Annotated in this window: 32 protein-coding genes; 18 read left to right on the top strand and 14 right to left on the bottom strand. The window is 59.4% G+C overall.

Annotated features, from left to right (window positions below):
* Nucleotides 1–3 precede the first annotated feature (3 nt).
* A complete protein-coding gene (locus ACR0NM_RS19800; protein WP_170392642.1) occupies nucleotides 4–399 on the bottom strand; it encodes a hypothetical protein in 396 nt (131 codons plus the stop codon).
* 45 nt (nucleotides 400–444) lie between these two features.
* Nucleotides 445–1638 carry an aminotransferase-like domain-containing protein gene (locus ACR0NM_RS19795; RefSeq protein ID WP_480616303.1) on the bottom strand — a complete coding sequence of 398 codons (1194 nt, stop codon included), beginning with the start codon at nucleotides 1636–1638 and terminating at the stop codon, nucleotides 445–447.
* 151 nt (nucleotides 1639–1789) lie between these two features.
* Between ACR0NM_RS19795 and ACR0NM_RS19790 the strand changes: the two genes are divergently transcribed.
* On the top strand, nucleotides 1790–2560 hold the full coding sequence (locus ACR0NM_RS19790) for a FadR/GntR family transcriptional regulator (RefSeq protein WP_170392644.1): 771 nt from the start codon (nucleotides 1790–1792) through the stop codon (nucleotides 2558–2560).
* An 81-nt stretch (nucleotides 2561–2641) separates the two neighbouring features.
* On the opposite strand, the gene ACR0NM_RS19785 is transcribed toward ACR0NM_RS19790, so the two are convergent.
* The 5 genes from ACR0NM_RS19785 to ACR0NM_RS19765 form a co-directional block, all read right to left on the bottom strand.
* Complete coding sequence (locus ACR0NM_RS19785; protein ID WP_480616301.1) at nucleotides 2642–3202, bottom strand: F0F1 ATP synthase subunit B; 561 nt, start codon at nucleotides 3200–3202, stop codon at nucleotides 2642–2644.
* A gap of 5 nt (nucleotides 3203–3207) precedes the next feature.
* Nucleotides 3208–3759: a F0F1 ATP synthase subunit B' gene (locus tag ACR0NM_RS19780; RefSeq protein WP_170392646.1), complete on the bottom strand. Its 552-nt coding sequence runs from the start codon at nucleotides 3757–3759 to the stop codon at nucleotides 3208–3210.
* An 86-nt stretch (nucleotides 3760–3845) separates the two neighbouring features.
* Nucleotides 3846–4070: a F0F1 ATP synthase subunit C gene (locus tag ACR0NM_RS19775; RefSeq protein WP_005981269.1), complete on the bottom strand. Its 225-nt coding sequence runs from the start codon at nucleotides 4068–4070 to the stop codon at nucleotides 3846–3848.
* 48 nt (nucleotides 4071–4118) lie between these two features.
* The gene (locus ACR0NM_RS19770) at nucleotides 4119–4877 is read right to left on the bottom strand and encodes a F0F1 ATP synthase subunit A (protein WP_480616299.1); all 759 of its coding nucleotides are present in this window, start codon (nucleotides 4875–4877) and stop codon (nucleotides 4119–4121) included.
* A gap of 2 nt (nucleotides 4878–4879) precedes the next feature.
* On the bottom strand, nucleotides 4880–5212 hold the full coding sequence (locus ACR0NM_RS19765) for an AtpZ/AtpI family protein (RefSeq protein ID WP_170392648.1): 333 nt from the start codon (nucleotides 5210–5212) through the stop codon (nucleotides 4880–4882).
* Nucleotides 5213–5443: 231 nt separating this feature from the next.
* Here ACR0NM_RS19765 and ACR0NM_RS19760 point away from each other — a divergent pair, with 231 nt between their 5' ends.
* Nucleotides 5444–5776, top strand: coding sequence for an ArsR/SmtB family transcription factor (locus ACR0NM_RS19760; protein WP_170392649.1), 333 nt, complete (start codon nucleotides 5444–5446; stop codon nucleotides 5774–5776).
* Here the strand turns inward: ACR0NM_RS19760 and ACR0NM_RS19755 are convergent.
* The 4 genes from ACR0NM_RS19755 to ACR0NM_RS19740 form a co-directional block, all read right to left on the bottom strand.
* A complete protein-coding gene (locus ACR0NM_RS19755) occupies nucleotides 5773–6186 on the bottom strand; it encodes a universal stress protein (protein WP_170402365.1) in 414 nt (137 codons plus the stop codon). The two genes, ACR0NM_RS19760 and ACR0NM_RS19755, sit on opposite strands and share 4 nt — an antisense overlap.
* A gap of 81 nt (nucleotides 6187–6267) precedes the next feature.
* Nucleotides 6268–6546, bottom strand: coding sequence for a hypothetical protein (locus tag ACR0NM_RS19750; RefSeq protein WP_170392651.1), 279 nt, complete (start codon nucleotides 6544–6546; stop codon nucleotides 6268–6270).
* 57 nt (nucleotides 6547–6603) lie between these two features.
* Nucleotides 6604–7515, bottom strand: coding sequence for a DMT family transporter (locus tag ACR0NM_RS19745; RefSeq protein ID WP_480616297.1), 912 nt, complete (start codon nucleotides 7513–7515; stop codon nucleotides 6604–6606).
* Nucleotides 7512–8390: a LysR family transcriptional regulator gene (locus ACR0NM_RS19740; RefSeq protein WP_170609772.1), complete on the bottom strand. Its 879-nt coding sequence runs from the start codon at nucleotides 8388–8390 to the stop codon at nucleotides 7512–7514. Before ACR0NM_RS19740 ends, ACR0NM_RS19745 begins: the two co-directional genes overlap by 4 nt.
* Nucleotides 8391–8510: 120 nt before the next feature.
* On the opposite strand from ACR0NM_RS19740, the gene ACR0NM_RS19735 reads away from it, so the two are divergent.
* The gene (locus ACR0NM_RS19735; protein WP_170565116.1) at nucleotides 8511–9092 is read left to right on the top strand and encodes an NAD(P)H-dependent oxidoreductase; all 582 of its coding nucleotides are present in this window, start codon (nucleotides 8511–8513) and stop codon (nucleotides 9090–9092) included.
* Nucleotides 9093–9156: 64 nt separating this feature from the next.
* A complete protein-coding gene (locus ACR0NM_RS19730) occupies nucleotides 9157–9897 on the top strand; it encodes an aspartate/glutamate racemase family protein (protein WP_480616295.1) in 741 nt (246 codons plus the stop codon).
* Here ACR0NM_RS19730 and ACR0NM_RS19725 read toward each other — a convergent pair whose 3' ends face one another.
* A complete protein-coding gene (locus ACR0NM_RS19725; protein ID WP_480616293.1) occupies nucleotides 9898–10428 on the bottom strand; it encodes a prolyl-tRNA synthetase associated domain-containing protein in 531 nt (176 codons plus the stop codon).
* An 89-nt stretch (nucleotides 10429–10517) separates the two neighbouring features.
* On the opposite strand from ACR0NM_RS19725, the gene ACR0NM_RS19720 reads away from it, so the two are divergent.
* From ACR0NM_RS19720 to trmD, 12 genes are all read left to right on the top strand, one after another.
* Complete coding sequence (locus ACR0NM_RS19720) at nucleotides 10518–11036, top strand: hypothetical protein (protein ID WP_170818880.1); 519 nt, start codon at nucleotides 10518–10520, stop codon at nucleotides 11034–11036.
* 160 nt (nucleotides 11037–11196) lie between these two features.
* Complete coding sequence (ffh, locus tag ACR0NM_RS19715; RefSeq protein ID WP_170402391.1) at nucleotides 11197–12705, top strand: signal recognition particle protein; 1509 nt, start codon at nucleotides 11197–11199, stop codon at nucleotides 12703–12705.
* 41 nt (nucleotides 12706–12746) lie between these two features.
* The gene (locus tag ACR0NM_RS19710) at nucleotides 12747–13259 is read left to right on the top strand and encodes a GNAT family N-acetyltransferase (protein WP_170776226.1); all 513 of its coding nucleotides are present in this window, start codon (nucleotides 12747–12749) and stop codon (nucleotides 13257–13259) included.
* Complete coding sequence (locus tag ACR0NM_RS19705) at nucleotides 13256–13807, top strand: GNAT family N-acetyltransferase (protein WP_480616291.1); 552 nt, start codon at nucleotides 13256–13258, stop codon at nucleotides 13805–13807. Before ACR0NM_RS19710 ends, ACR0NM_RS19705 begins: the two co-directional genes overlap by 4 nt.
* On the top strand, nucleotides 13804–14343 hold the full coding sequence (locus tag ACR0NM_RS19700; RefSeq protein ID WP_170392661.1) for a GNAT family N-acetyltransferase: 540 nt from the start codon (nucleotides 13804–13806) through the stop codon (nucleotides 14341–14343). Before ACR0NM_RS19705 ends, ACR0NM_RS19700 begins: the two co-directional genes overlap by 4 nt.
* Nucleotides 14340–14636 (top strand): chorismate mutase, encoded by a 297-nt coding sequence (locus tag ACR0NM_RS19695; RefSeq protein WP_170392662.1) that lies wholly within the window; start codon nucleotides 14340–14342, stop codon nucleotides 14634–14636. The genes ACR0NM_RS19700 and ACR0NM_RS19695 overlap by 4 nt, the downstream gene beginning before the upstream one ends.
* Nucleotides 14637–14678: 42 nt before the next feature.
* A complete protein-coding gene (gene rpsP, locus ACR0NM_RS19690) occupies nucleotides 14679–15068 on the top strand; it encodes a 30S ribosomal protein S16 (protein ID WP_480616289.1) in 390 nt (129 codons plus the stop codon).
* 12 nt (nucleotides 15069–15080) lie between these two features.
* Nucleotides 15081–15716, top strand: a complete 636-nt coding sequence (gene bluB, locus ACR0NM_RS19685) for a 5,6-dimethylbenzimidazole synthase (protein WP_480616287.1) — start codon at nucleotides 15081–15083, stop codon at nucleotides 15714–15716.
* Nucleotides 15717–15718: 2 nt separating this feature from the next.
* Entirely contained in the window at nucleotides 15719–15865 is a 147-nt protein-coding gene (locus ACR0NM_RS19680; protein ID WP_170392664.1) for a hypothetical protein, read from the top strand.
* Complete coding sequence (rimM, locus tag ACR0NM_RS19675) at nucleotides 15858–16361, top strand: ribosome maturation factor RimM (protein ID WP_170392665.1); 504 nt, start codon at nucleotides 15858–15860, stop codon at nucleotides 16359–16361. Before ACR0NM_RS19680 ends, rimM begins: the two co-directional genes overlap by 8 nt.
* Nucleotides 16361–17176: a hypothetical protein gene (locus tag ACR0NM_RS19670; protein WP_480616285.1), complete on the top strand. Its 816-nt coding sequence runs from the start codon at nucleotides 16361–16363 to the stop codon at nucleotides 17174–17176. The genes rimM and ACR0NM_RS19670 overlap by 1 nt, the downstream gene beginning before the upstream one ends.
* Nucleotides 17173–17976, top strand: coding sequence for a tRNA (guanosine(37)-N1)-methyltransferase TrmD (trmD, locus tag ACR0NM_RS19665; protein WP_170392667.1), 804 nt, complete (start codon nucleotides 17173–17175; stop codon nucleotides 17974–17976). Before ACR0NM_RS19670 ends, trmD begins: the two co-directional genes overlap by 4 nt.
* 2 nt (nucleotides 17977–17978) lie before the next feature.
* Here trmD and ACR0NM_RS19660 read toward each other — a convergent pair whose 3' ends face one another.
* On the bottom strand, nucleotides 17979–18779 hold the full coding sequence (locus ACR0NM_RS19660; protein WP_170625083.1) for a glycoside hydrolase family 25 protein: 801 nt from the start codon (nucleotides 18777–18779) through the stop codon (nucleotides 17979–17981).
* A gap of 370 nt (nucleotides 18780–19149) precedes the next feature.
* Here ACR0NM_RS19660 and rplS point away from each other — a divergent pair, with 370 nt between their 5' ends.
* Together rplS and rpmE are read left to right on the top strand one after the other, a co-directional pair.
* On the top strand, nucleotides 19150–19533 hold the full coding sequence (rplS, locus tag ACR0NM_RS19655; protein ID WP_170328369.1) for a 50S ribosomal protein L19: 384 nt from the start codon (nucleotides 19150–19152) through the stop codon (nucleotides 19531–19533).
* A gap of 11 nt (nucleotides 19534–19544) precedes the next feature.
* Nucleotides 19545–19766 carry a 50S ribosomal protein L31 gene (rpmE, locus tag ACR0NM_RS19650; RefSeq protein ID WP_170392669.1) on the top strand — a complete coding sequence of 74 codons (222 nt, stop codon included), beginning with the start codon at nucleotides 19545–19547 and terminating at the stop codon, nucleotides 19764–19766.
* An 86-nt stretch (nucleotides 19767–19852) separates the two neighbouring features.
* Here the strand turns inward: rpmE and ACR0NM_RS19645 are convergent, their stop codons facing one another.
* The gene (locus ACR0NM_RS19645; protein ID WP_480562527.1) at nucleotides 19853–20530 is read right to left on the bottom strand and encodes an SOS response-associated peptidase; all 678 of its coding nucleotides are present in this window, start codon (nucleotides 20528–20530) and stop codon (nucleotides 19853–19855) included.
* Nucleotides 20531–20579: the final 49 nt, after the last annotated feature.

The raw sequence follows: 20579 nt of genomic DNA, 5'->3' as shown, positions 1-20579 counted from the left end.
ATCTCAGTAAGGCGAGCATTCAAAGACCTGATATCCGTAGTCTTCGTAATATCCGTAATCAACGCATTCATAGGGACGGCGAAGGAGTGCGCCGAAAATCAGTTTTTCCCCCAGTTCCTGGTCGCAGCCCAGCACGCCCACAGTGACGGCCGCATCGCCAAGAACATCCAGAAGCGGACAGCCCGAGACCTGCGCCATGGCCAGCGCAGCCCGATCGCGGATCGGACCCAGACGCGGCGCGTATTGCGGGTTCACGCGGACGGCCTCGGCCAGTTCATTGCGGACGCGGACGTCGAAGATACTGCCATTCACCGCGACGCGCGTTGCGGGCAAGTCGCGAAAATAGGGTGTACCACCCGAGCAGGCGGCGAGGCACAGGAAAGCGAGCACGCGGATCATGCTGCTTTATTAGCGACAATATGGTTAATGAAACCTTTCCCCGGTTCAGGCGCGCAACACTTCTCCTAACCGGCGTATACCCTCGCGGATCGTGTCCTCATCCGAGTTGGAGAAACTCAGTCGAATGGTATTCGACCCGCTGTCGTCGGGATAGAAAGCCTGACCGGGTACAAAGGCCAACTTGACCGTTTCCAGCGCCCTCGCCAGCAGGTCGGCGCCGTTCATTTCCTTGGGCAGAGTGACCCAAATGAACATGCCACCCTCGGGTCGGGTCCAGTCGACGCCATTGGGCATGTGTTCTTTGAGCGCCTCAAGCATCGCATCGCGGCGCGCGGCATAGGTCTGGCGTAGCATGGGGACATGAGTGTCGAAGCGATCCCGTGCCACCTGATACACCGCCATCTGGTTGATCGTAGAAGAATGCAGATCAGCCGCCTGTTTCAGCAGCACCAGTTGCGAGATCACCGGTTTTGCTGCAACCACCCAACCCAGCCGCAACCCCGGTGAAAGAGTTTTCGAGAAGCTGCCGCAATAGATCGTCCGGCAGTTCTCGATCGATCCCTTGCGCGCCTGTTCTAACGCGAGGATCGGAGGGATCGGATCGCCGTCATAGCGCAGCGCTTGATAGGCTCCGTCCTCGATTACTGCGCAATCCAATTCATCTGCCAGATCGAGCAGCGCCTCCCTGCCCCGCAAATCGGCCGTCTCACCAGTCGGATTTGCAAAATCGGCGGAAAGATAAGCGAATTTGATCGGGCTGTTACCGGCGGCGGCCTGGTATTCGGCAGCCCCACGATTGCCATTGATGCTAAGCTGGTCAAAGCGCGGCTCATAAGCGTCAAACGCATTGAGCGCGCCCAGATATGTGGGCCACCCAACCAACGCAGTATCACCCGGTGACAAGAACAACTTACCCAAGTAATCCAGCGCTTGCTGCGAGCCTGAGGTGATCAGGATGTTGTCGATGCCGCACGTAACGCCGATCCCACGCATATGGTCGGCCAGCCATTCACGCAGCGGGGCATAGCCCTCGCTGACCGAATATTGCAGCGCCTGCGCCTGTTGATCTGGGCTAAGCGCATTTTGAAACGCTTCGGCGAAAGCCTCTGCTGGAAACAAAGCGGGGTCGGGAATACCGCCTGCGAAGGAAATGATACCGGGCTCGCCCAGCAGTTTCAGCAATTCGCGGATTTCGGAAGCCTTCATCCGAGCGGTTCGGGTGGCGTAGAGCTGATCCATCGTAGGGGGCCTCCTCCGCCCTTGGGACGCAGATTAGGCAATGCACCTCTTATGTCAATAATTCTGACCTAATGTTTCAACCTCTGTGAGCGACTTGAACGCCCCTTACAAACGTGGTCAAGTGACTTGACCAATTCCAAGTGGTAGCCAGATGCCTTTTCAAAAAGTTCAAACCGAAAAACTGTCACTGGCTGTTGTGCGCCAGATCGAACTGCTGATCCTGCGCGGCATTCTGCGCCCCGGAGAACGCCTGCCCTCAGAACGGGAGCTGGCCGAGCGGATGGGCGTGTCGCGCCCGTCGCTGCGCGAGGCAATCTCGGACCTCCAGGAGCAGGGATTGCTGACTGCCAAGGCCGGATCGGGCATCTATGTGGCCGAGGTTCTGGGCTCGGCCTTCGCGCCAGCTTTGATCCGGTTGTTCGGCAATCACGACGAGGCAGTGTTCGACTATCTCTCATTCCGGCGTGACATGGAGGGTCTAGCGGCTGAGCGTGCCGCCCGCATGGGCTCGGGCAGCGATCTGAAGGTGGTGCAGACCATACTGGACAAGATGGAAGACGCCCACGCCCGCAATGCAGCCGAAGAAGAGGCGCATCTGGACGCCCAGTTCCATATGGCGATCATCGAGGCCAGTCATAACGTGGTGATGCTGCATATGATGCGGTCGATGTTCGATCTGCTGCGGCAGGGCGTATTCTACAACCGACAGATCATGTTCCAGCAACGCACCACCCGCGACGCAATTCTGGACCAGCACCGAGCCATCAACACAGCCCTGCAGGACCGCGACCCGAAAGGGGCACGGAAGGCGGTCGAGGATCATCTGAACTTTGTCAAAAGCTGCATGGCCGATCAGCAGAAGGCCCTGCGCAATGAAGAGATAGCGCAACAGCGTTTGAAGCACGAGACTGGAGAGGTCTGATCCTTCAAACTGGAAGCCACAAAAAGAAAAAACCCGAGAGCCTGAAGCCCTCGGGTTTTTCAAATCATATGATCCAGGCGATCAGTGTAGCTTTTCACCCACATCCGCGATGGATGCATCGATCAACTTATTCGCCTGCGTTGCGGTCATCTGTTTGGCCAGCACGGCGTTGGCTGCCGAAACCGCTACGGTGATGGCCTGATCGCGAACTTCTTTAACTGCAGAAGCCTCGGCCGATGCGATCTGATCCTGCGCAGCGGCCAAACGGCGCGCGATGGATTTTTCCAGATCCACCTTAGCTTGTTCAGCCGCCAGAACCGCGTCTTCTTTGGCCGCGGCTACGATGGCGTCTGCCTGAGACTGCACTTCACGCTGCTTGCGCTCGTACGAGGCCAACAGGCTGCGTGCTTCTTCATGCAGGGCGCGGGCTTCGTCCAGCTCGGCTTGAATACCTTCGGCGCGATTGTCCAGCGCACCACCAATCATACCGGGGACCTTGAAGTAGAACAGGACCGCGATAAAGACGATGAAGCCCAGAGTGACGACAAAGTCAGTGTTGGCAAGCGAGAAGAACGGGCCGCTTGCGGCCAGCGCGGGGCTGGCGGCACCAACGGTCAGGATAAGGGCAAGAGTGTTCCGCATGTCACTTATCCTTTCGTCTGCGCATCTACTGCACTGTTGATGGCTTTGGCATCCGCCTCGCCGCCCAGTGCTGTGACCAGTTCAGCCGCCGTATCCTTGGCAACCACTTGAATGCTTTCCAGCGCACCGGCACGGATTTCGGCAATTGCCTTTTCCGATTCAGCCGCCTTTGCAGCGATTTCCGCATCCGCCTTGGCAATCGCGTCATCCAGACCAGACTGGATTTCGGCGCGGGCTTCCGCTGCGATACGCTGAGCCTCAGAACGGGCATCGGCCAGCGCTTTGTTATAGGCCTCTTCGGCCTCGACCGCTTTGGCCTTCAGATCTTCGGCCGCAGCCAGGTCATTTGTAATGGTCCCCTGGCGTTCAGCCAGGATTGCCGCGATGCGGGGCAGAGCCACGCGGGACAGGACCAGAAAGATGACGACCAGCGTGATGACCAGCCAGAAAATCTGGTTGGGGAACCAATCGAAGCAGAGCTGCGGCATCCCGACGGCGTAGCCGCTGGAATCAACGCATGTGCCTACTACTTCTTCAGCAATGGGTTCAGTCGCCATGATGTCCTCCGTCGGAACGTTGTCTTTACAACAGATGGGCCGCTATGGCTTGGGCCCATCTGCGCGTAAGGATCAGGTTCCGCAGATTATACGGCGAACATCAGCAGCAGCGAGACCAGGAATGCGAAGATGCCCAGCGCTTCTGCGAACGCGATACCGATGAACAGGGTTGCGGTCTGCGAAGCAGCCGCCGAAGGGTTGCGCAGGGCGCCGGCCAGGAAGTTGCCTGCAACGTTGCCCACCCCGATTGCGGCTGCGCCGGAACCGATTGCTGCCAGGCCTGCGCCGATGTGTGCGAGATCGCCTTCCATGAGAATTCTCCTTACGATTTGGAAGTTTCGATGTTGGGGGTTCGGACCTTAGTGCGACGGATGCAGCGCATCTTTCAGATACACACAGGTCAGAATGGTGAAGACGTAGGCCTGAATGAAGGACACGAGGACCTCAAGGCCATACATTGCGGTGATCGCCAGAACCGACACGGGCGAGATCACGGCAATCGCGGCAAAGCCTGCGAACACCTTGATAACCGCGTGGCCTGCCATGACGTTACCGGCAAGACGAATGGAGTGGCTGACCGGGCGTACGAAGTACGAGATCAGCTCGATAATCGCCAGAACCGGGCGCAGCGCCAGCGGTGCGCTGGAAACCCAGAACAGGCCCAGGAACGCGGCACCGTTTTTGACAAAGCCGAGCACGGTCACGGTCAGGAAGACCGACAGAGCCAGCGGGATGGTCACGGCGAAATGCGATGTGGTGGTAAAGGACATGGGGATCATGCCCAGGAAGTTGGCGCAGACGATGAACATGAACAGCGTCATGACATAAGGGAAGTACTTGACGCCTTCCTTGCCGCAGATGTCTTCCAGCATTTTGTAGATGAAGCCATAGGCCAGTTCGGCCACCGACTGCATCCGGCTCGGAACAATCGCACGCTTCGAGGTGCTGAGAACCAGCAGGGCAAAGATCGCCGCAATCGCCAGGAACAGCCACAGGGTCACGTTGGTGGGCGTGTACCAGGCAATCGCACCGTCGCCGAACAACGGCTTGACGATAAACTGGTCCATTGGATGGAAAGCCAGGCTGCTGCCTTTTTCTGCGGTGGTCTCGGTTGCCACGTTCAGTCCCTCTCGTCCTTCTCGGTCGCGCTTGCGGCCGCTTGTTTCTCTTGAACCTCTTTCGCGCTGCGGAGCATAACCTTCACGCCCGCGACAAGGCCCAGCAATGTGAACAGCACCAGAAAGATCGGGATCGTCCCGAGCAGGCTGTCCAGCCCGTATCCGATGCCAAATCCGATCCCCAGACCGGAAACCATTTCGATGACCATCCTCCAGGCAAGCTCGCCTCCGGATACGTCAGCATCCGCACGAGGTTTCGGCGCTTTGGCCTTTTTCGCCGCTTCGATCTTGGCCTCCAGCTGCGCCATACGCTGCTTTTGGTCATCTTCGGTCACGGGCGTTTCCCTCGCACAGTCTTGGGTAGGGTGCTAAGGGGCTGAGGGCGCAGAGTCAACGGCAATGAAGCCGCAGCATGAACGTCGCTAAGTATATGATTTATATATTAAAATAACAGACCGCGTGAAACCTTCCGATGGCGTATAGTTCGCTGACCGGGCGGATAAGCCTGAATCCGCATATTCAACCAAATGGTTGACCAAACTCACAGGCTATGGTTCAGCGGAACCATGTCCAACGACCTCGACACTGTCTTCGCAGCCCTCGCCGATCCCACCCGCCGTGCCATCTTAGCGATGCTGCTGGAAGATGACATGGCCGTCACCGACGTGGCCGAACCGTTCGAAATGTCGCTAGCCGCGATTTCAAAGCATCTGGTGATCCTGACCAAAGCAGGTCTGATTTCTCAGGAAAAACGCGGACGGGTGAAGTGGTGCAAACTAGAACCCGACGCGCTTCGAGCGGCCTCGGTTTGGATGCAGGGGTTCGGACAGTTCGAACCGGTCAATCTGGATGCGTTCGAGCGGTTTCTTGAAGTTGAACTGCCCCCGGATGAGGCCTAACGCACAACTAAGACCGACATGCTGGCGTGTTTGGCCAGATATCCCGCGTGGCTGGACAGGATATAGTCTGTGATCCGGGGTGCGTGGGTTCCCACAACAATCAGATCGGCCCCCATTTCCTCTGCCGCGTGGGTCAGGTCCTTGTCGATCTCGACCGCGACATCAACCGAATGAATGTTGCGTGTGTCCACCTGCGCCCCGCTTTGCATCGCGATTTCATTGGCGCATGTCAGCAATTCTTGTTTGATCGCGTCTGTTGTCAGGTGGCTATCCCCAGGCTGTGGGCCGGTGACGCTGACGATGGTCACTTTGGCGCCCTGCCATTTGGCCAATTGCGCGGCAACCTCGGTGGCTTTCTTGACCTCGGGCGGCAAGTGCAGGTCGACCGGGACCATGATGTGTTTGAACATATTGGCGTCCTCCTGATCCTGAGATATGTCGACCCGGGCAGTTCGCCAGTCTGACCCGTCGGGACGATCCAAACGGCAGGCTCAGCCCTCGCGGCTATATTCCACCCCGGTCACAACCCCCGTTGGGTCGGCACGACAGAGCCACGGAGCCTCGGCCCCTGCCACGAATACGCTGGTGACCGAGCCTGTCGGGCTGGACTGGGTAGACATCGCTTTGACACCATCAGGCCCTGTGCCGGTTTCGGCGCCCACCAGAGCTTCGCAGCTGGCTTGCAGGTCCGCCTCTGCAGCGTCTTTCGCGCTACCGGGGGCACAGGCGGACAGCGCCAGCAATGCGGGAATAAGTGACATTGTTTTCATGGCCCAGCTCCTTGGTGGTGACAGGCAGGCTGCCACATCAGGTAGAAATCACAAGCTTCAATTCGAGCGCACCGGAGTATTTGCAGGCGCGTCTTCTCCTTTCAGCAGCAACAACAGCGCAACAGCGGTGAGCCCGGCACCAACCAACACCAATGCCGTCGGCGCAGGACGTCCCAGGGCGATTTCCCACAGGATCACCCAGCTGGGCGTCAGGTAAGTGTAGGCCATGACCTTTGCCGCGGGCAAACGCAGGGCTGCAAACTGAACCAGTACAAAACTGGCGGCGGTCGCAAACAACGAGATATAAAGCAGCGTCACCCAGACAATCCCGGGAAGGTTGCCCCAATCTACTGCACGGATATCGGACCAGCCCCAGACCGTCAGGATCAAACACCCCGCAACCAACGTACCGAAGGTGAACACCACCGCAGGCTCGCCCCGGTTCAATCGCCGTATCATCGGCGTATAGACGGCGTGCGCGGCGCAACCCCAGAAATAGATGATCTCGCCGCCTCCGATCTCGAAGACCTGAAAGGCTTGCCAATCCGCTCTGAAGATCACCCACAGCGCACCGACCGCACCGACCGTCAGGGCCAGCGCCATGCGTGGGGTGGTGATCTGGCGCAGCAGCACCCACCCGGCCAGCGCCGACATGACCGGGGTCAGCGTAAAGACCGCCGCCGCGCTGACCGGGGGAGCGGTTTTCAATCCGTAGAACATCAGGACAAAGTAGGCTCCGAACAATCCGCCAAGCACCAGATAGCGCCATGGTGCCCAAGCCGCGCTGCGCGGAATGCCCGTTGTGGCAATCGCAGCGATGCCGATCACAACCGCCGCAATCGCAAAGCGCGCTGCCGTGATCGCCGACGGTGCGATCTCATTTGCCGCCATTGAGCCAAGCGAGAAACTGCCCGCCACCAAAGCCGAGAATGTTAGCATGGCCAGATGGCCGCGCGCCTGCGGTGTCACGGCAGCCAGCCCTTGGATTGATCTTTCAGGAAGGATAGGAAAGCCTGCACCTTAGTGGTCCGGTGCAGATCCACATGAGTCACCAACCACAGCTTGCCAGACCACTCGGGCAACGGTGCCATCACCTCGACCAGATCGGGATCGCGCGCGGCCTCCCAACGGGCCATAAAGCCGATGCCTGCACCGGCCAGAACAGCCTCTCGCATACAGAAATTATTGGTGCAGCGGAAAGTGATCGCCTGCTCCGGCGCGTTGGCACGCAGCCAGCGGGAAAACGGCGCGCGGCTGTTTTCGTCATCATTGCCGACGAAGTAGTGATTGGCGAAATCTGCAACGTTTGCAGGTTTGCCGTGGCGCGCGAGATAGGCCTTGCTAGCGAATAGTCCGACCTCTTGTGGAATGAACGGCTGCACCACATTGTCCGGTTGATCCGGCGCGGCCCCGGCGCGGATCGCCACATGCGCCTCGCCATATTCTAACCGGAACAGGCGGTCGCCGGTCAGATAGCGCACAATCAATCCCGGGTGGGTCTGCTGGAACTCGGTCAGCGTCGGTACGATGAGCGGGGCCAGTGAGGCCAGTGAGGTGACCACGATCTCGCCCGAGACATCGTCTCCGCGCCCCTTCATGCGACCAACCAACTGGTTGAATTGATCTTCGGTTGCCTGCGCGACCCGCAACAAGTCCTCACCCGCTTCGGTTGGTGTGTACCCACGCGCGTGACGCTGGAATAGTTTGACGCCCAACCGTGCCTCGATCGCATCGATATGGCGGATCACGGTGGCGTGGTGCACACCCAGCACATCCGCCGCGCCGCTGACCGTTCCCATGCGCGCCACCTGATAGGCGGTTCTCACTTCATCCCAATTGTCCATTGCATCTGATCCAATGTGCAAATTCTAACAATGCTTGTTGATATATCCGAGTTTTGTTCATGCACGCAACAGCCATATTGGGGCAACAGAAGCTAATTCCGCAACAAAGGACGCCCCGAAATGACCAAAACCATCCTGCATATCGACGCCTCGGCCCGCCGCACTGGATCTGCCACCCGCGATCTGTCCGACCGCGTGGTTCGCCACCTGAACGCCAGCCGCATCATCCGCCGCGATCTGGCCACCCCCCTGCCCCTGCTGACCGAAGACTGGATCGGCGCCAATTTCACCCCCGCCGACCAGCGTGACGCGGTACAGAAAGACCTGCTGGCCCTGTCGGACGAATTGGTGTCCGAGTTGCAAAAGGCCGACACGATCGTCATCGGCTTGCCGATCTACAACTTCTCAGTTCCCGCCGCGTTCAAGGCCTGGATTGATCTGGTCGCCCGTGCCGGTCTGACATTCTCCTATTCCGAAGAAGGACCGAAAGGTCTGCTGGAAGGCAAACGCGCCATCCTTGCTGTTGCATCGGGCGGTACGGCGGTGGGCTCCGAGATCGACTTTGCCACCACCTATGCGCGGCATGTTCTGGGCTTCATCGGCATCCATGATGTCGAGGTCATCGCCGCAGATCGCATGGCACTGGACCCCGAAACAACCCTGTCCAATGCGCAGAAAGCTGTCACCAAGCTGGCAGCCTGATTGACCTGACCCCCTTGAACCGTCCAGTCTGCGCCAAGGCAAATCGGCAGACTGGGCGTTTCACATGAAGAAGATTGGAATATTGGGCGGTGTTGGCTGGGCCTCAACTGTCGACTACTACCGGGCGATCGCTGAAGGCGCGGGTCGGTATTTTGCTGAACGCGGCCACGGATCGCCGCTGCCCATCCCACCCATGACCATCGAATCCGTCACCCAAGCCAAAACCCGCGCCTTGCGCGGCGTGGCCGGTGACGAAGACAGCTGGGCCGCTTTCGACGCGGTGTTCCGCGAAGCACTGCTGACTTTGGAACACGCAGGCTGCGATTTCGGCATCATCGCCTCCAATACGCCACACGCGCGGCTTCACGCGATCCGCGAAGGCGTCTCCATGCCTATTCTCAGCATTTTTGACGCAACCGCCGACGCGACCGCCTCGACCGGCGCCACCAATGCTTTGGTCCTTGGAACCGCAGTCACCATGCAGGCCACAAACTATGCCGACCGGCTGGCCGCCGAGGGTATCACGGCAAACACACGCCTGCCCGAGCCTGAGATCGCCGAGATGCAGGCGATGATCGACAGTGATTTCTACGGCGGCGCATCCGACACCGCACATGCGCGCCTGCTGGCCTTCTGCAACAAACACGCCACACCCGGAACCGCGATCTTGCTGGCCTGTACCGAGTTGCCTCTGGCCTTCCCCGATCATCTGGACGATCCGGTGTTCGAGGCGGACGGTCACCTGTTCGTCAACCCCTCCGCCGCCCATGTCGCTGCCGCTTTGAACGAAGCGCTTGAAGGATGATCACGGCAGCCAGTTTATCTCGCACCCGATCTTATCAAAGAACACCATCAGATCATCGCGCGACAAAACGACGGTTCGGTCGTTGACCAAAGGGTGCATGTTGATGACATCGGCCTGTTGCGCGGCGGCGTCCATGAAGAACTTAACGTTGTTCTCAACGCCGTTGATCATCGCCAGCGGACTGACCGCGCCAGGGCGGATGCCGAGGTTCTGGAACAGCCGATCCGCCGAGCCGAAGGACAGGTTGCCAACCCCCAACTCCGCGCCCAGCGCCTTGAGGTCGATCTCGCGGCTCTGTTCCAGCGTCACCAGATAATTCCGCTTTTTCTTGTCGCGCAGATACAGGTTCTTAAGCCGCAGTGTATTTTCACCCGGCGCCATGAACTGGCCCTCGACCCCTTTGGCATCCTCAACGGTGCGCAGCGGGATATGAGTATGCAACCGATAGGGCAGCCCCCATTCATCCAACTGCACCAAAAGCGCATCCGAGCTGAGCGGCAACGTATCCTGAAAGGCAGATGATGCGTCCATGGGAACCTCCTCGTATGGCGCGCTCATCGCCCAACCGACAGGTAAATTCAAGCCACGACAGGCGCGGCATTCGGTGCTAGCGTGCCGCCATGAAAGTCACGCGTAACACTCCGAGCCAACTGATCCTGTCCAACACGCCATGGTTCATCGGCATCACGCTGGTTTTCTTCATTCTGGCATTTGTCGGCGCGGGCGTCTTCTTGGCCAGTGAAGGTGGCGAGGGTATCTTGTTCGGCATTTTCTTCGCACTATTCGGCGGAGGCATGGGTTTTGGTGCATTTTGCGCCTTTGTCCGGCGCGTGCAGGTCATACTGGATCGCAATAATAACAGCATCCTGATCCGCAGACAGTCAGTCTTTGGATATGATGCGGTGGAACATGAGCTCTCGCACCTCTCGCACGCGGAAACCGAAAGCACGACCTCGCGTAGCGACAATGGCACATCGACCCTCTATCGCCCTGTCCTAATACTGGATGAAGGCATGAGCGCCGGGCGGCATCCCATTGTCGAGGCTTATTCCAGCGGGCGCGGCGCGCATCGGCTGGTTGATGCGATCAATGACTGGCTTCCGGCGCGCAAGGTTGACTCTGCCAGCCAATCGGCCTAAATCGCCGCCAACATCCGGAAGCGTTTGATCTTCCGGTCCCTTGAGTCGTTCAGGGATCGCCCCCCACCAGCGAGTTTCGCCCGTGGGGGCGTTTGTGCATTTAACCGACGCGTCCTATCTAGGGCACGCCACCAGATAACCGGCTAAGGAGGCCGAAGGCATGTTTGAAAATCTATCCGAACGCCTTTCCGGCGTCTTTGACCGGCTGACCAAACAGGGTGCCCTGTCTGAAGAAGACGTGAAAACCGCCCTGCGCGAAGTCCGCGTTGCCCTGCTTGAGGCCGACGTCTCGCTGCCGGTGGCGCGCGAGTTCGTCAAGAAAGTACAGGAACAGGCGACCGGTCAAGCTGTCACCAAATCGATCACGCCCGGCCAGCAGGTCGTCAAGATCGTGCACGACGCGTTGGTTGATACACTGCGTGGCGAAGAAGACCCCGGCGCGCTGAAGATCGACAACCCGCCTGCCCCGATCCTGATGGTCGGCCTGCAGGGTTCCGGTAAGACAACCACCACCGGTAAGCTGGCGAAACGCCTGAAAGAGAAAGAGGGCAAGAAGGTCCTGATGGCCTCGCTGGACGTCTATCGCCCGGCGGCGATGGATCAGCTTGCGGTCCTGGGCACGCAGGTTGGTGTAGATACGCTGCCGATCGTTCCCGGCCAGACGCCGGTTGATATCGCCAAGCGCGCCAAGCAACAGGCAACGCTGGGCGGCTATGACGTCTACATGCTCGACACCGCGGGCCGTCTGCATATCGACGAAGTCCTGATGGACGAGGTCGAGCAGGTTCGTAACGTGGTCGACCCGCGTGAGACGCTGCTGGTGGTCGACGGCCTGACCGGTCAGGTCGCCGTTGAAGTGGCCGAGGAGTTCGACGCCAAGGTTGGTATCTCAGGCGTGGTCTTGACCCGGATGGACGGTGACGGGCGCGGTGGTGCGGCGCTGTCGATGCGCGCAGTCACTGGCAAACCGATCCGCTTTGTCGGTCTGGGCGAGAAGATGGACGCGCTTGAGACCTTCGAGCCGGACCGGATCGCCGGTCGTATTCTGGGCATGGGCGACATCGTTGCTCTGGTCGAAAAAGCCCAGGAAACGATGGAGATGGAACAGACCGAGCGCATGATGAAGCGCATGGTCAAAGGTCAGTTCAACATGAACGACCTGAAAATGCAGCTGGAGCAGATGATCCAGATGGGCGGCATGCAGGGCATGATGGGCATGATGCCGGGCATGAACAAGATGGCCAAGCAGATGGATCAGGCCGGTCTGGACGATAAAATCCTGCGCCAGCAAATCGCGCTGATCCAGTCGATGACCAAACGCGAACGCGCCAACCCGCAACTGCTGCAAGCCAGCCGCAAGAAACGCATCGCCGCCGGTTCGGGTATGGAGGTCAGCGACCTCAACAAGCTGCTCAAGATGCACCGGCAGATGTCCGACATGATGAAAAAGATGGGCAAGATGGGCAAAGGCAAGATGCTGAAACAGGCCATGAAAGGCATGTTCGGCAAAGGCGGCCCAAGCCCCGAGGAAATGGCTGCGGGCATGGACCCCAAGGCGCTGGAACAAGCCGCCAAAGCGATGGGCGGTAAGATGCCCGGCGGTCTGCCCGGACTGGGCGGCGGCATGGGCCTGCCCCCGGGGTTGAGCGGTTTTGGAAAGAAAAAGTGACGTCAGCACGCTGCACCCAGCCCCCGTCCGGAAAGGCGGCGATGGCAGCAGCGCAGTATCGCGCGGCCCTGCCGGTCATTGAGACCCGGCGGCTGGTTCTGCGTGCGCCCACTCTGGACGACCTGCCGGTTTGGACGTCGATCTGCAAGGACAGCTTTGGCGATACCGAGCAAGACGCCTGGACTGAGTTTTCCTACTACACATCAGGCTGGCTTTTGCATGGTCACGGCTTGTTCACCGTCACGTTTAAAGACGATGATCAGGTCATTGGCTTCGTCATTCTGGGCCTCGAATGGGACGATCACGAGCCCGAGCTTGGCTATATGTTCGATAGCAAGTTCCGCATGCAAGGTTACGCGACCGAAGCGTGCAGCGCCGTTCGCGATTTTGGGCTTGATCTGCTCGGATCCGGCCAGTTCGTAAGCTACGTTTCGCAGTCCAACGCTCGTTCGAACGCATTGGCACAGCGTCTGGGTGCAACGCGCGACGCCGTTGCCGAAAGCGCCTTTGGTCCAACACAGCATGTCTGGCGATACGGCGAGGTGCAGGCATGACACTTGCCATGGCCATACCAACGCTGGAAACCGAACGCCTGATCATGCGGGCCCCCTGCGAGGCCGATTTTGAGGCTGAGGCAGAGTTTTTTGCCAGCGACGCCTCGAAATTCGTCGGCGGCCCGAAACGCCCGGATGAGACATGGCGCGCTGTTGCGATGCTGTTAGGCCACTGGGCGATGCGGGGATATGGCTTCTGGGGTGTCGAGGAAAAAGACACGGGCACCTATGTAGGCCATGTTGGCTTGTGGAACCCGCATAGCTGGCCCGAGCCCGAAATTGGCTGGACCCTGATGAACCACGCCACCGGCAAGGGTTATGCGACCGAAGCGGCACTGGTTGCACGTGCACATGCCTATGACGTGCTGGGCTGGGAAACCGCAATCTCGCTGATCGATCCGGATAATCTGGGCAGCAAGGCTGTCGCGGAACGGCTGGGCGCGCAGTTCGAATATATGTTCGAACACCCGGCTTTCGGGGCGATGCAGGTCTGGCGTCATTCGGCGCCTGCCGATCTGGTAAACGGTGGCGTGGAGGCATACGCATGACCTCGTTCACTATACCCACCGTCGAAACCGATCGCCTGATCCTTCGCGCGCCGCATCTGGACGATCTTCCTGCGATGACCGCGTTCTACGCGACCGAGCGCAGCCATATGGTTGGTGGTCCCAAGGACGCGCTTGGAAGCTGGAGCTCTCTTTCGAACAGATTGGGTCATTGGGCGCTGCGCGGTTATGGTCTGTGGCATTTGACTGAAAAGACCAGCGGCGCATTCGTGGGATGGGCAGGCATGATCTACGTACCCGGCTGGGCGGAGCCCGAGCTGGGCTGGACGCTGATGGCCGAGGCCGAAGGCAAAGGTCTGGGCTTTGAGGCCGCCGCGGCTGCACGCGACTATGCAGCGCGGCATCAGGGGCTTAACGGTGTAATTTCTTACATCGCCCATGCCAATGATCGCTCGCGCGCGCTGGCCGAACGGCTGGGCGCAACGCTGGAGATTGAGAGAGCCGAGCTTTTGGGCAAGCACGCTCAGATCTGGCGTCATCCGCAGATTGATTTGACCACCGAAAGGACCGGCCAATGAACAACCCCGTGACACAGGCTGCTGCGCTGTTGAAAGACCATCGAGAAAGCATCGACCGGCTGGATGCGATCCTGGTCTATACGCTGGGCGAGCGGTTCAAGCACACGCAGGCCGTTGGCAAGCTCAAGGCCGCACACGACCTTCCCCCGTCCGATCCGTCGCGCGAGGCTGCGCAGATCGCACGGTTAGAAGACCTGGCGAAAGAGGCCGATCTGGACCCCGATTTCGCCAAGGCTTTTCTGAATTTCATCATTCAGGAAGTCATCCGACACCACAAGAAACACCAGAACTGAGCCGGTCTAGCACCGGATACGCCATTCAAAGGAGATACCACCATGGCAATGAAAATTCGTCTCGCCCGCGGCGGCTCGAAAAAGCGTCCCTTCTATCGCATTGTTGCGGCTGATAGCCGTATGCCGCGCGATGGTCGTTTCATCGAAAAACTGGGCACCTACAACCCGCTGCTGCCGAAAGACAGCGAAGAGCGCGTGAAAATGAACATGGAGCGCATCCAGTACTGGCTGGATCAGGGCGCACAGCCCACCGACCGGATCGCACGTATGCTGGAAGCTGCCGGCGCCCGTGACAAGGCCGAGCGCAACAACCCCAACAAGGGTACCCCGGGCAAGAAAGCTCAGGAACGCGCGGAAGAGAAAGCTGCCAAGGCTGCTGAAGCTGCCGAAGCGGCTGCTGCACCGGCTGAAGAAGCTGCTGTAGAAGAATAAGCAGTCGGGCGCGTGCAGGATCAGGCCTTTTCCGACGATTTTCGCACGCAGTTCGATCTGTTGATGCGGCTCCGGCGTGATGTGCGCCGGTTTCGCACCGATGCAATTGACGAGGCAGTGCTTACGCGCTGCCTCGACGCGTTTCGACTGGCCCCTTCTGTTGGGCTCAGCGAACCCTGGCGCGTGATCCGCGTTGAAAGCGAGGCCGCGCGCGACGCGGCGTTGAAGAATTTCCAAACCGCGAACGAACAGGCGCTGGCCGGGTATTCCGGCGAGAAAGCGCAGCTGTATAGCCAGTTGAAACTGTCTGGGATGAAGGAAGCCCCTGTGCAGCTGGCGGTGTTCTGCGACGATGCCACTGACAAGGGACAAGGGCTGGGCGCGGGCACAATGCCCGAGATGCGGCGCTATTCGGTCGTCTCAGCCATCACCTTGTTCTGGCTGGCCTTGCGGGCAGAAGGCTTGGGCCTAGGCTGGGTCTCGATCCTCGACCCGGACCAGATGGTGCGCGATCTGGATGTCCCCGAGGACTGGCGGTTGATCGGATATTTCTGCTTGGGCTGGCCCGAGGCCCAATCCGATACGCCGGAGCTGGAGCAGGTCGGCTGGGAATGCCGCGACGCCTCTCTGCCGATCGAGGTGCGCTAGACATGTTCGGTTTGTTACGGCTTCCCATCCTGCTGGCGATCGCATTTATTGTGGGCGTATTCTTCGAACGCTCGAACCAGCGCGAGGCGTGCGAGGTGATCGGACAATGGCGGGACGGGCTATGTGTGACGGATGGTCGAAATGAGTGATCTGATCTGCGTAGGCAGCATCGCGGGCTCCTATGGGGTGCGCGGCGAGGTGCGGCTGAAAAGTTTCTGCGCCGTCCCCGAGGATATCGAAGGCTATTCGCCGCTGACAGACGAAGAAGGTAAAGAGCGCTATCCCGTAGTCCTGACCCGCGCGATCAAGAACGGCTTTGCCGCCCGGCTGGGTGGCATTGAGACGAAGGAAGCGGCGGATGCGCTGAATGGCCTGCGCCTTTACGCGCGGCGCGATCAATTGCCGTCGCTGCCGGATGATGAGTTTTACCACACCGACCTTATCGGGCTTGAGGTTTATGACACCGGCGGCACCCTGCTGGGTCGGGTGAAATCGGTTCAAAATCACGGCGCGGCAGACCTGTTGGAACTGCACGGGCCGGGCTTAAAGGCCACCGTGCTGCTGCCGTTTACACTCGAATCCGTTCCGACCGTAGATCTGGACAAGGGCCGCATCATCGCTGATCCGCCTGAGGGCCTGCTGTAATGCGACGCGTGTTGCTGCATCTGGGTCTGCACAAGACCGGGACAACGGCGGCACAGTCCTTTCTGTTCGAAAACCGGTCACTGATCTGGCCGCACCATGCGTTGGTCCTGCCCTATCGGACCCGCAAAACAGGCCTGTCCGAAGCAGCCACACGCTATTCCGTCTACGGCACCCCCGGCGCGATGAGCGATTTCAAGGATCAGATGCGGCACTTCCTGAATTCACTGGAGTTCGGCCAGAAGCGTGGGCTGATTCTGAGCGAAGAGAATTTCTCGGGCCTGCGCCCCAGCCGCAATGTCGCGGTGGGATATGAGGCCGCGCCCGAGCTTGCCTCTTGCCTTGTCGGCCTGATCCGCGACCGGTTTGCCGGGGAAGAGGTGCATATCACGATCTACTACTCGCTGCGCCAACGCGGAAGCTGGCTGCGCAGCCTGTGGGCACATGATCTTCAACGCTCGCGCCTGATTCAGGATTTTGAGACCTTTCGCGCCCGGCTTGAACCGGTGCCGTCGCCTCAGATTGCTGCTGCGGCTGTGCGCGACCGTTTGCCCTCGGTCTCGGTCCGCACCGAATGGCTGGAAGACCTGCAGGGCCAGCGACATGGGCTTGGAAGCACTTTTGCTGAATTCCTTGACCTGCCTGCGGACAAAGCCGCCGAATTGGTAGGCCCGACCCGATCAAACCCACGCCTGCCCGAGGATGTCTTGCAGCAGATGCTGGAAATGAACCGATCCGATCTGGACGATGCTGCACTGATCGATCAAAAGACGGCTTTGGTTCAAAGCACCCAGAACGATCTGATCGGCTCGAGATGACAGATAAACCCGGAAAGTCCCATGGCCGCAAAGCCATCCGTCCAACGTTGAAGCCGCGCGAGTTGATGACGCCGACGCCCGATCTGCACGGGGTGTGGAAGGCCAAGATTATCACGTTGTTCCCATCTGCCTTCCCGGGTGTTCTGGGCGAAAGCCTGACCGGCAAGGCCCTGCAAGAAGGGCTATGGCAGTTGGAAACTGTGGATTTGCGCCAATTCGGGATCGGCAAGCACCGCAATGTGGATGACACCCCTGCGGGCGGCGGTGCGGGCATGGTGCTGCGTGCCGATGTGCTGGGTGAGGCCATTGAGCATACGATGGCGGGCATCCGGGGCAACTGGCCGTTGATCTACCTCAGCCCGCGTGGGCGTCGGATGGATCAGAAAATGATGCAAAACCTGGCTCGCTGCGATGGCATGACACTGCTATGTGGTCGTTTCGAAGGCGTCGATGAGCGGGTGCTGGAACATTACGGCGTGCAAGAGATCAGCTTGGGTGATTTTGTCATGACCGGGGGTGAAATCGCCGCGCAGGCCCTGATCGACGCCACCGTGCGGCTGATCCCGGGCGTTCTGGGCAATCAGGCCTCAGCCGAGGAGGAGAGCTTTTCCTCTGGCTTATTGGAGCATCCGCAATACACCCGCCCCGCCGACTGGAAAGGCCGCCCGATCCCCGAGATCCTGATGTCAGGCCACCATGGACGCATTGCGGATTGGCGTCATGAAATGTCGGAACAGATCACCCGCGAACGGCGGCCCGATCTGTGGGACGCCTATCGAAAATCAGAAGATAAGGGCTAAGACTAACGGGTTGCCTTCCACAACGCCCAGGTTTCCGGCGTGCCGTTGAAGGTGTTGATGTCCACCTTACCCTGAACCCCCGGCACCAGCCCGGTGCCGGTGTATTGCCAGAACCGCCAGACCGAGCCTGGATAAACGTTGCGCGGGTGGCCCGCGACCGAGCGCAGCCAGAACTCGGTTTTGGGAAGTCGTCCGATATCGGTGTCGCCGTAGAAATCTACCGTCGTGTAGACAATCGGGCGTCGGCCATAGTGGCGCTCGAGAATATCAAGGAACCGCTGCGCCTCGGCCCGAACGGTTCGGCCATCAGGGCGCAGGGTGCAGGTTTTGGAATGAGGCGTCCATTCCATATCCAGCACATGCGGCAGGTCGGCCCCTTTGGGCACGTTCTGGATGAACCAACGCGCCTGTTCATGGGCCGGACGGCAGAAATAGTAATAGTGATAGGCCCCCCACGGCACTCCGGCAGCTTGTGCGCCGCGTCGGTGCTCGTCGAACATCGGGTCGGTAAAATCTCCGCCCTCGGTGGCTTTGATGAAGGCAAAGCTGACACCGTTCTTCTGTGCGGTGCGCCAATCAATCGGCCCCTGCCAACGCGAGACATCCAGCCCGTGCACGGGGTACTGGCCGGGGTGGCGACCTTCCCACGGGTGCGGGTCAGCGTCACCAAAGGCGGGGTAGATGATCGAAGGCGGGGTCGTGTCCGCGAAGGCCTGCGGCTCAACCGCCTGAGGTTGCGGGCCGCGGCGACCACATGAGACAAGTGCGAGCGCCATAACGGCCAGCAGAAGTGCTTTGCGCATCTTATGATCCTGTATCAAATATCTGCTCTTATAATTAACCCCAGAATGCCTGATCTGGTGAACAAGGCAACGGTGGATTTGACGGGTGGCAAAAACTCACCTGTTTCACCAAGAATAAGGCTTGATCCCCGCCCACAAAGCCCGTAAAGCAGCCCAATCCGGTGTGGCGTTACGCGACTCCGGTGTTTTGGTTTGCATCCTGACGTGACGCCCGGCTTTCTTCGGCCACGGCGCGACAGGGCGGACCGGACCAAAAGGAACATTCGATCTGACCTCTGGCGGGCTGTACGCAGGACCCGGTGAAGACCAAGAGCTCTCAGGCCGTGCCCAAACTTCGTGGACCAACCGCGAGCATATAGGAGTAAATGCGATGGACCTGATCGCACAGCTTGAGGCGGAACAGATTGCCGCCCTGGGGAAAGACATCCCCGATTTCAAAGCCGGTGACACCATCCGTGTCGGCTTTAAAGTGACCGAAGGGTCGCGTACCCGTGTGCAGAACTATGAAGGCGTCTGCATCGCGCGCAAAGGTGGCAGCGGCATCGCCGGTTCGTTCACCGTTCGCAAGATTTCGTTTGGCGAAGGCGTGGAGCGTGTGTTCCCGCTGCATTCGACCAATATCGACAGCATCACCGTTGTCCGCCGTGGCCGCGTTCGTCGCGCCAAACTGTACTACCTGCGCTCGCGCCGTGGTAAATCCGCGCGTATCGCAGAAGTCACCAACTACAAGCCCAAGGCTGGCGCCGAGGCGTAAGGAGCGGAAAGATGAAAAAAGACATCCATCCCGATTATCACGTCATCAACGTCAAAATGACCGATGGCTCCGTGGTTCAGATGAAATCCACCTGGGGCAGCGAAGGCGACCAGCTGGCTCTGGAAATCGACCCTTCCGTGCACCCCGCATGGACCGGTGGTTCGTCGCGCCTGATGGACGCAGGCGGCCGCGTGTCGAAGTTCAAGAAGAAATACGAAGGTCTGGGCTTCTAATCCCGACCTGGTTGAAATGCGAAAGGCCGTCCAATTGGGCGGCCTTTTTTTGTTTTGGAATTACCCCACTGCACTTTGCGGCTGTTTCAGAAATCAAACCCGGTCTGGACCGGGGGCGTGTAAGGCTCAATCATATCTTCGCCCTCAGCTCCGCGCTTGATGGGTTTGACGGTGTGATATTCAAACCGGCCTTCGTACTGCGCACCCAACGACTGCTGCGCCTCTTGCGCGGTCGTGACGCCTGATAGCCAGTTTTCGATTTCATCCGGGGTCAGGATCACCGGCATTCGGCTGTGAATATGCGCGATCTGCGGGCTGGGTGTCCGGGTCAGGATCGTACAGCTATGGCTGCCGTCATCAGTCCTGTAAAACCCCGCAAAAAACATCACCGGGGCATTGCGCTGAACCGTGATGTAGACCGGGCAATCATGGCCCTGGTCCTTGGGCCACTCGTAATATCCCAGTGCCGGAATTAGACAGCGCCCCTTGTTCCAGTATTGCTGCCAGAAGCTGACATTTTCGATCTTCGAATTGATCATCGGCTTCTTGCTGCGCGGATCCTTGATTTGCCAGCGCGCAGTAGCCAATTCGGCCTGATCGCCGTCCCAACGGACCATGCCAACCCGATTGGTGGGGGACACATTGTACCCACCCGAAGGCAGCTGCTCGGGCAGATCAGGCGAGACCTTGCCGTAGAGAAAATACTCGGTAATCGCCAGCATTTCCCGCTGCGTCAGGTGACCGGCTGCAAACTTTCCACACATGACAAAAGCCTAGGCCGATTGAGTGCCGGTCACAAGTGGCCCCACCGAC

This window comes from Ruegeria sp. AF2, assembly GCF_056542025.1.
The sequence above is the reverse complement of the archived record's forward strand: the minus strand, read 5'-3'. Positions and strand labels throughout refer to the sequence as shown.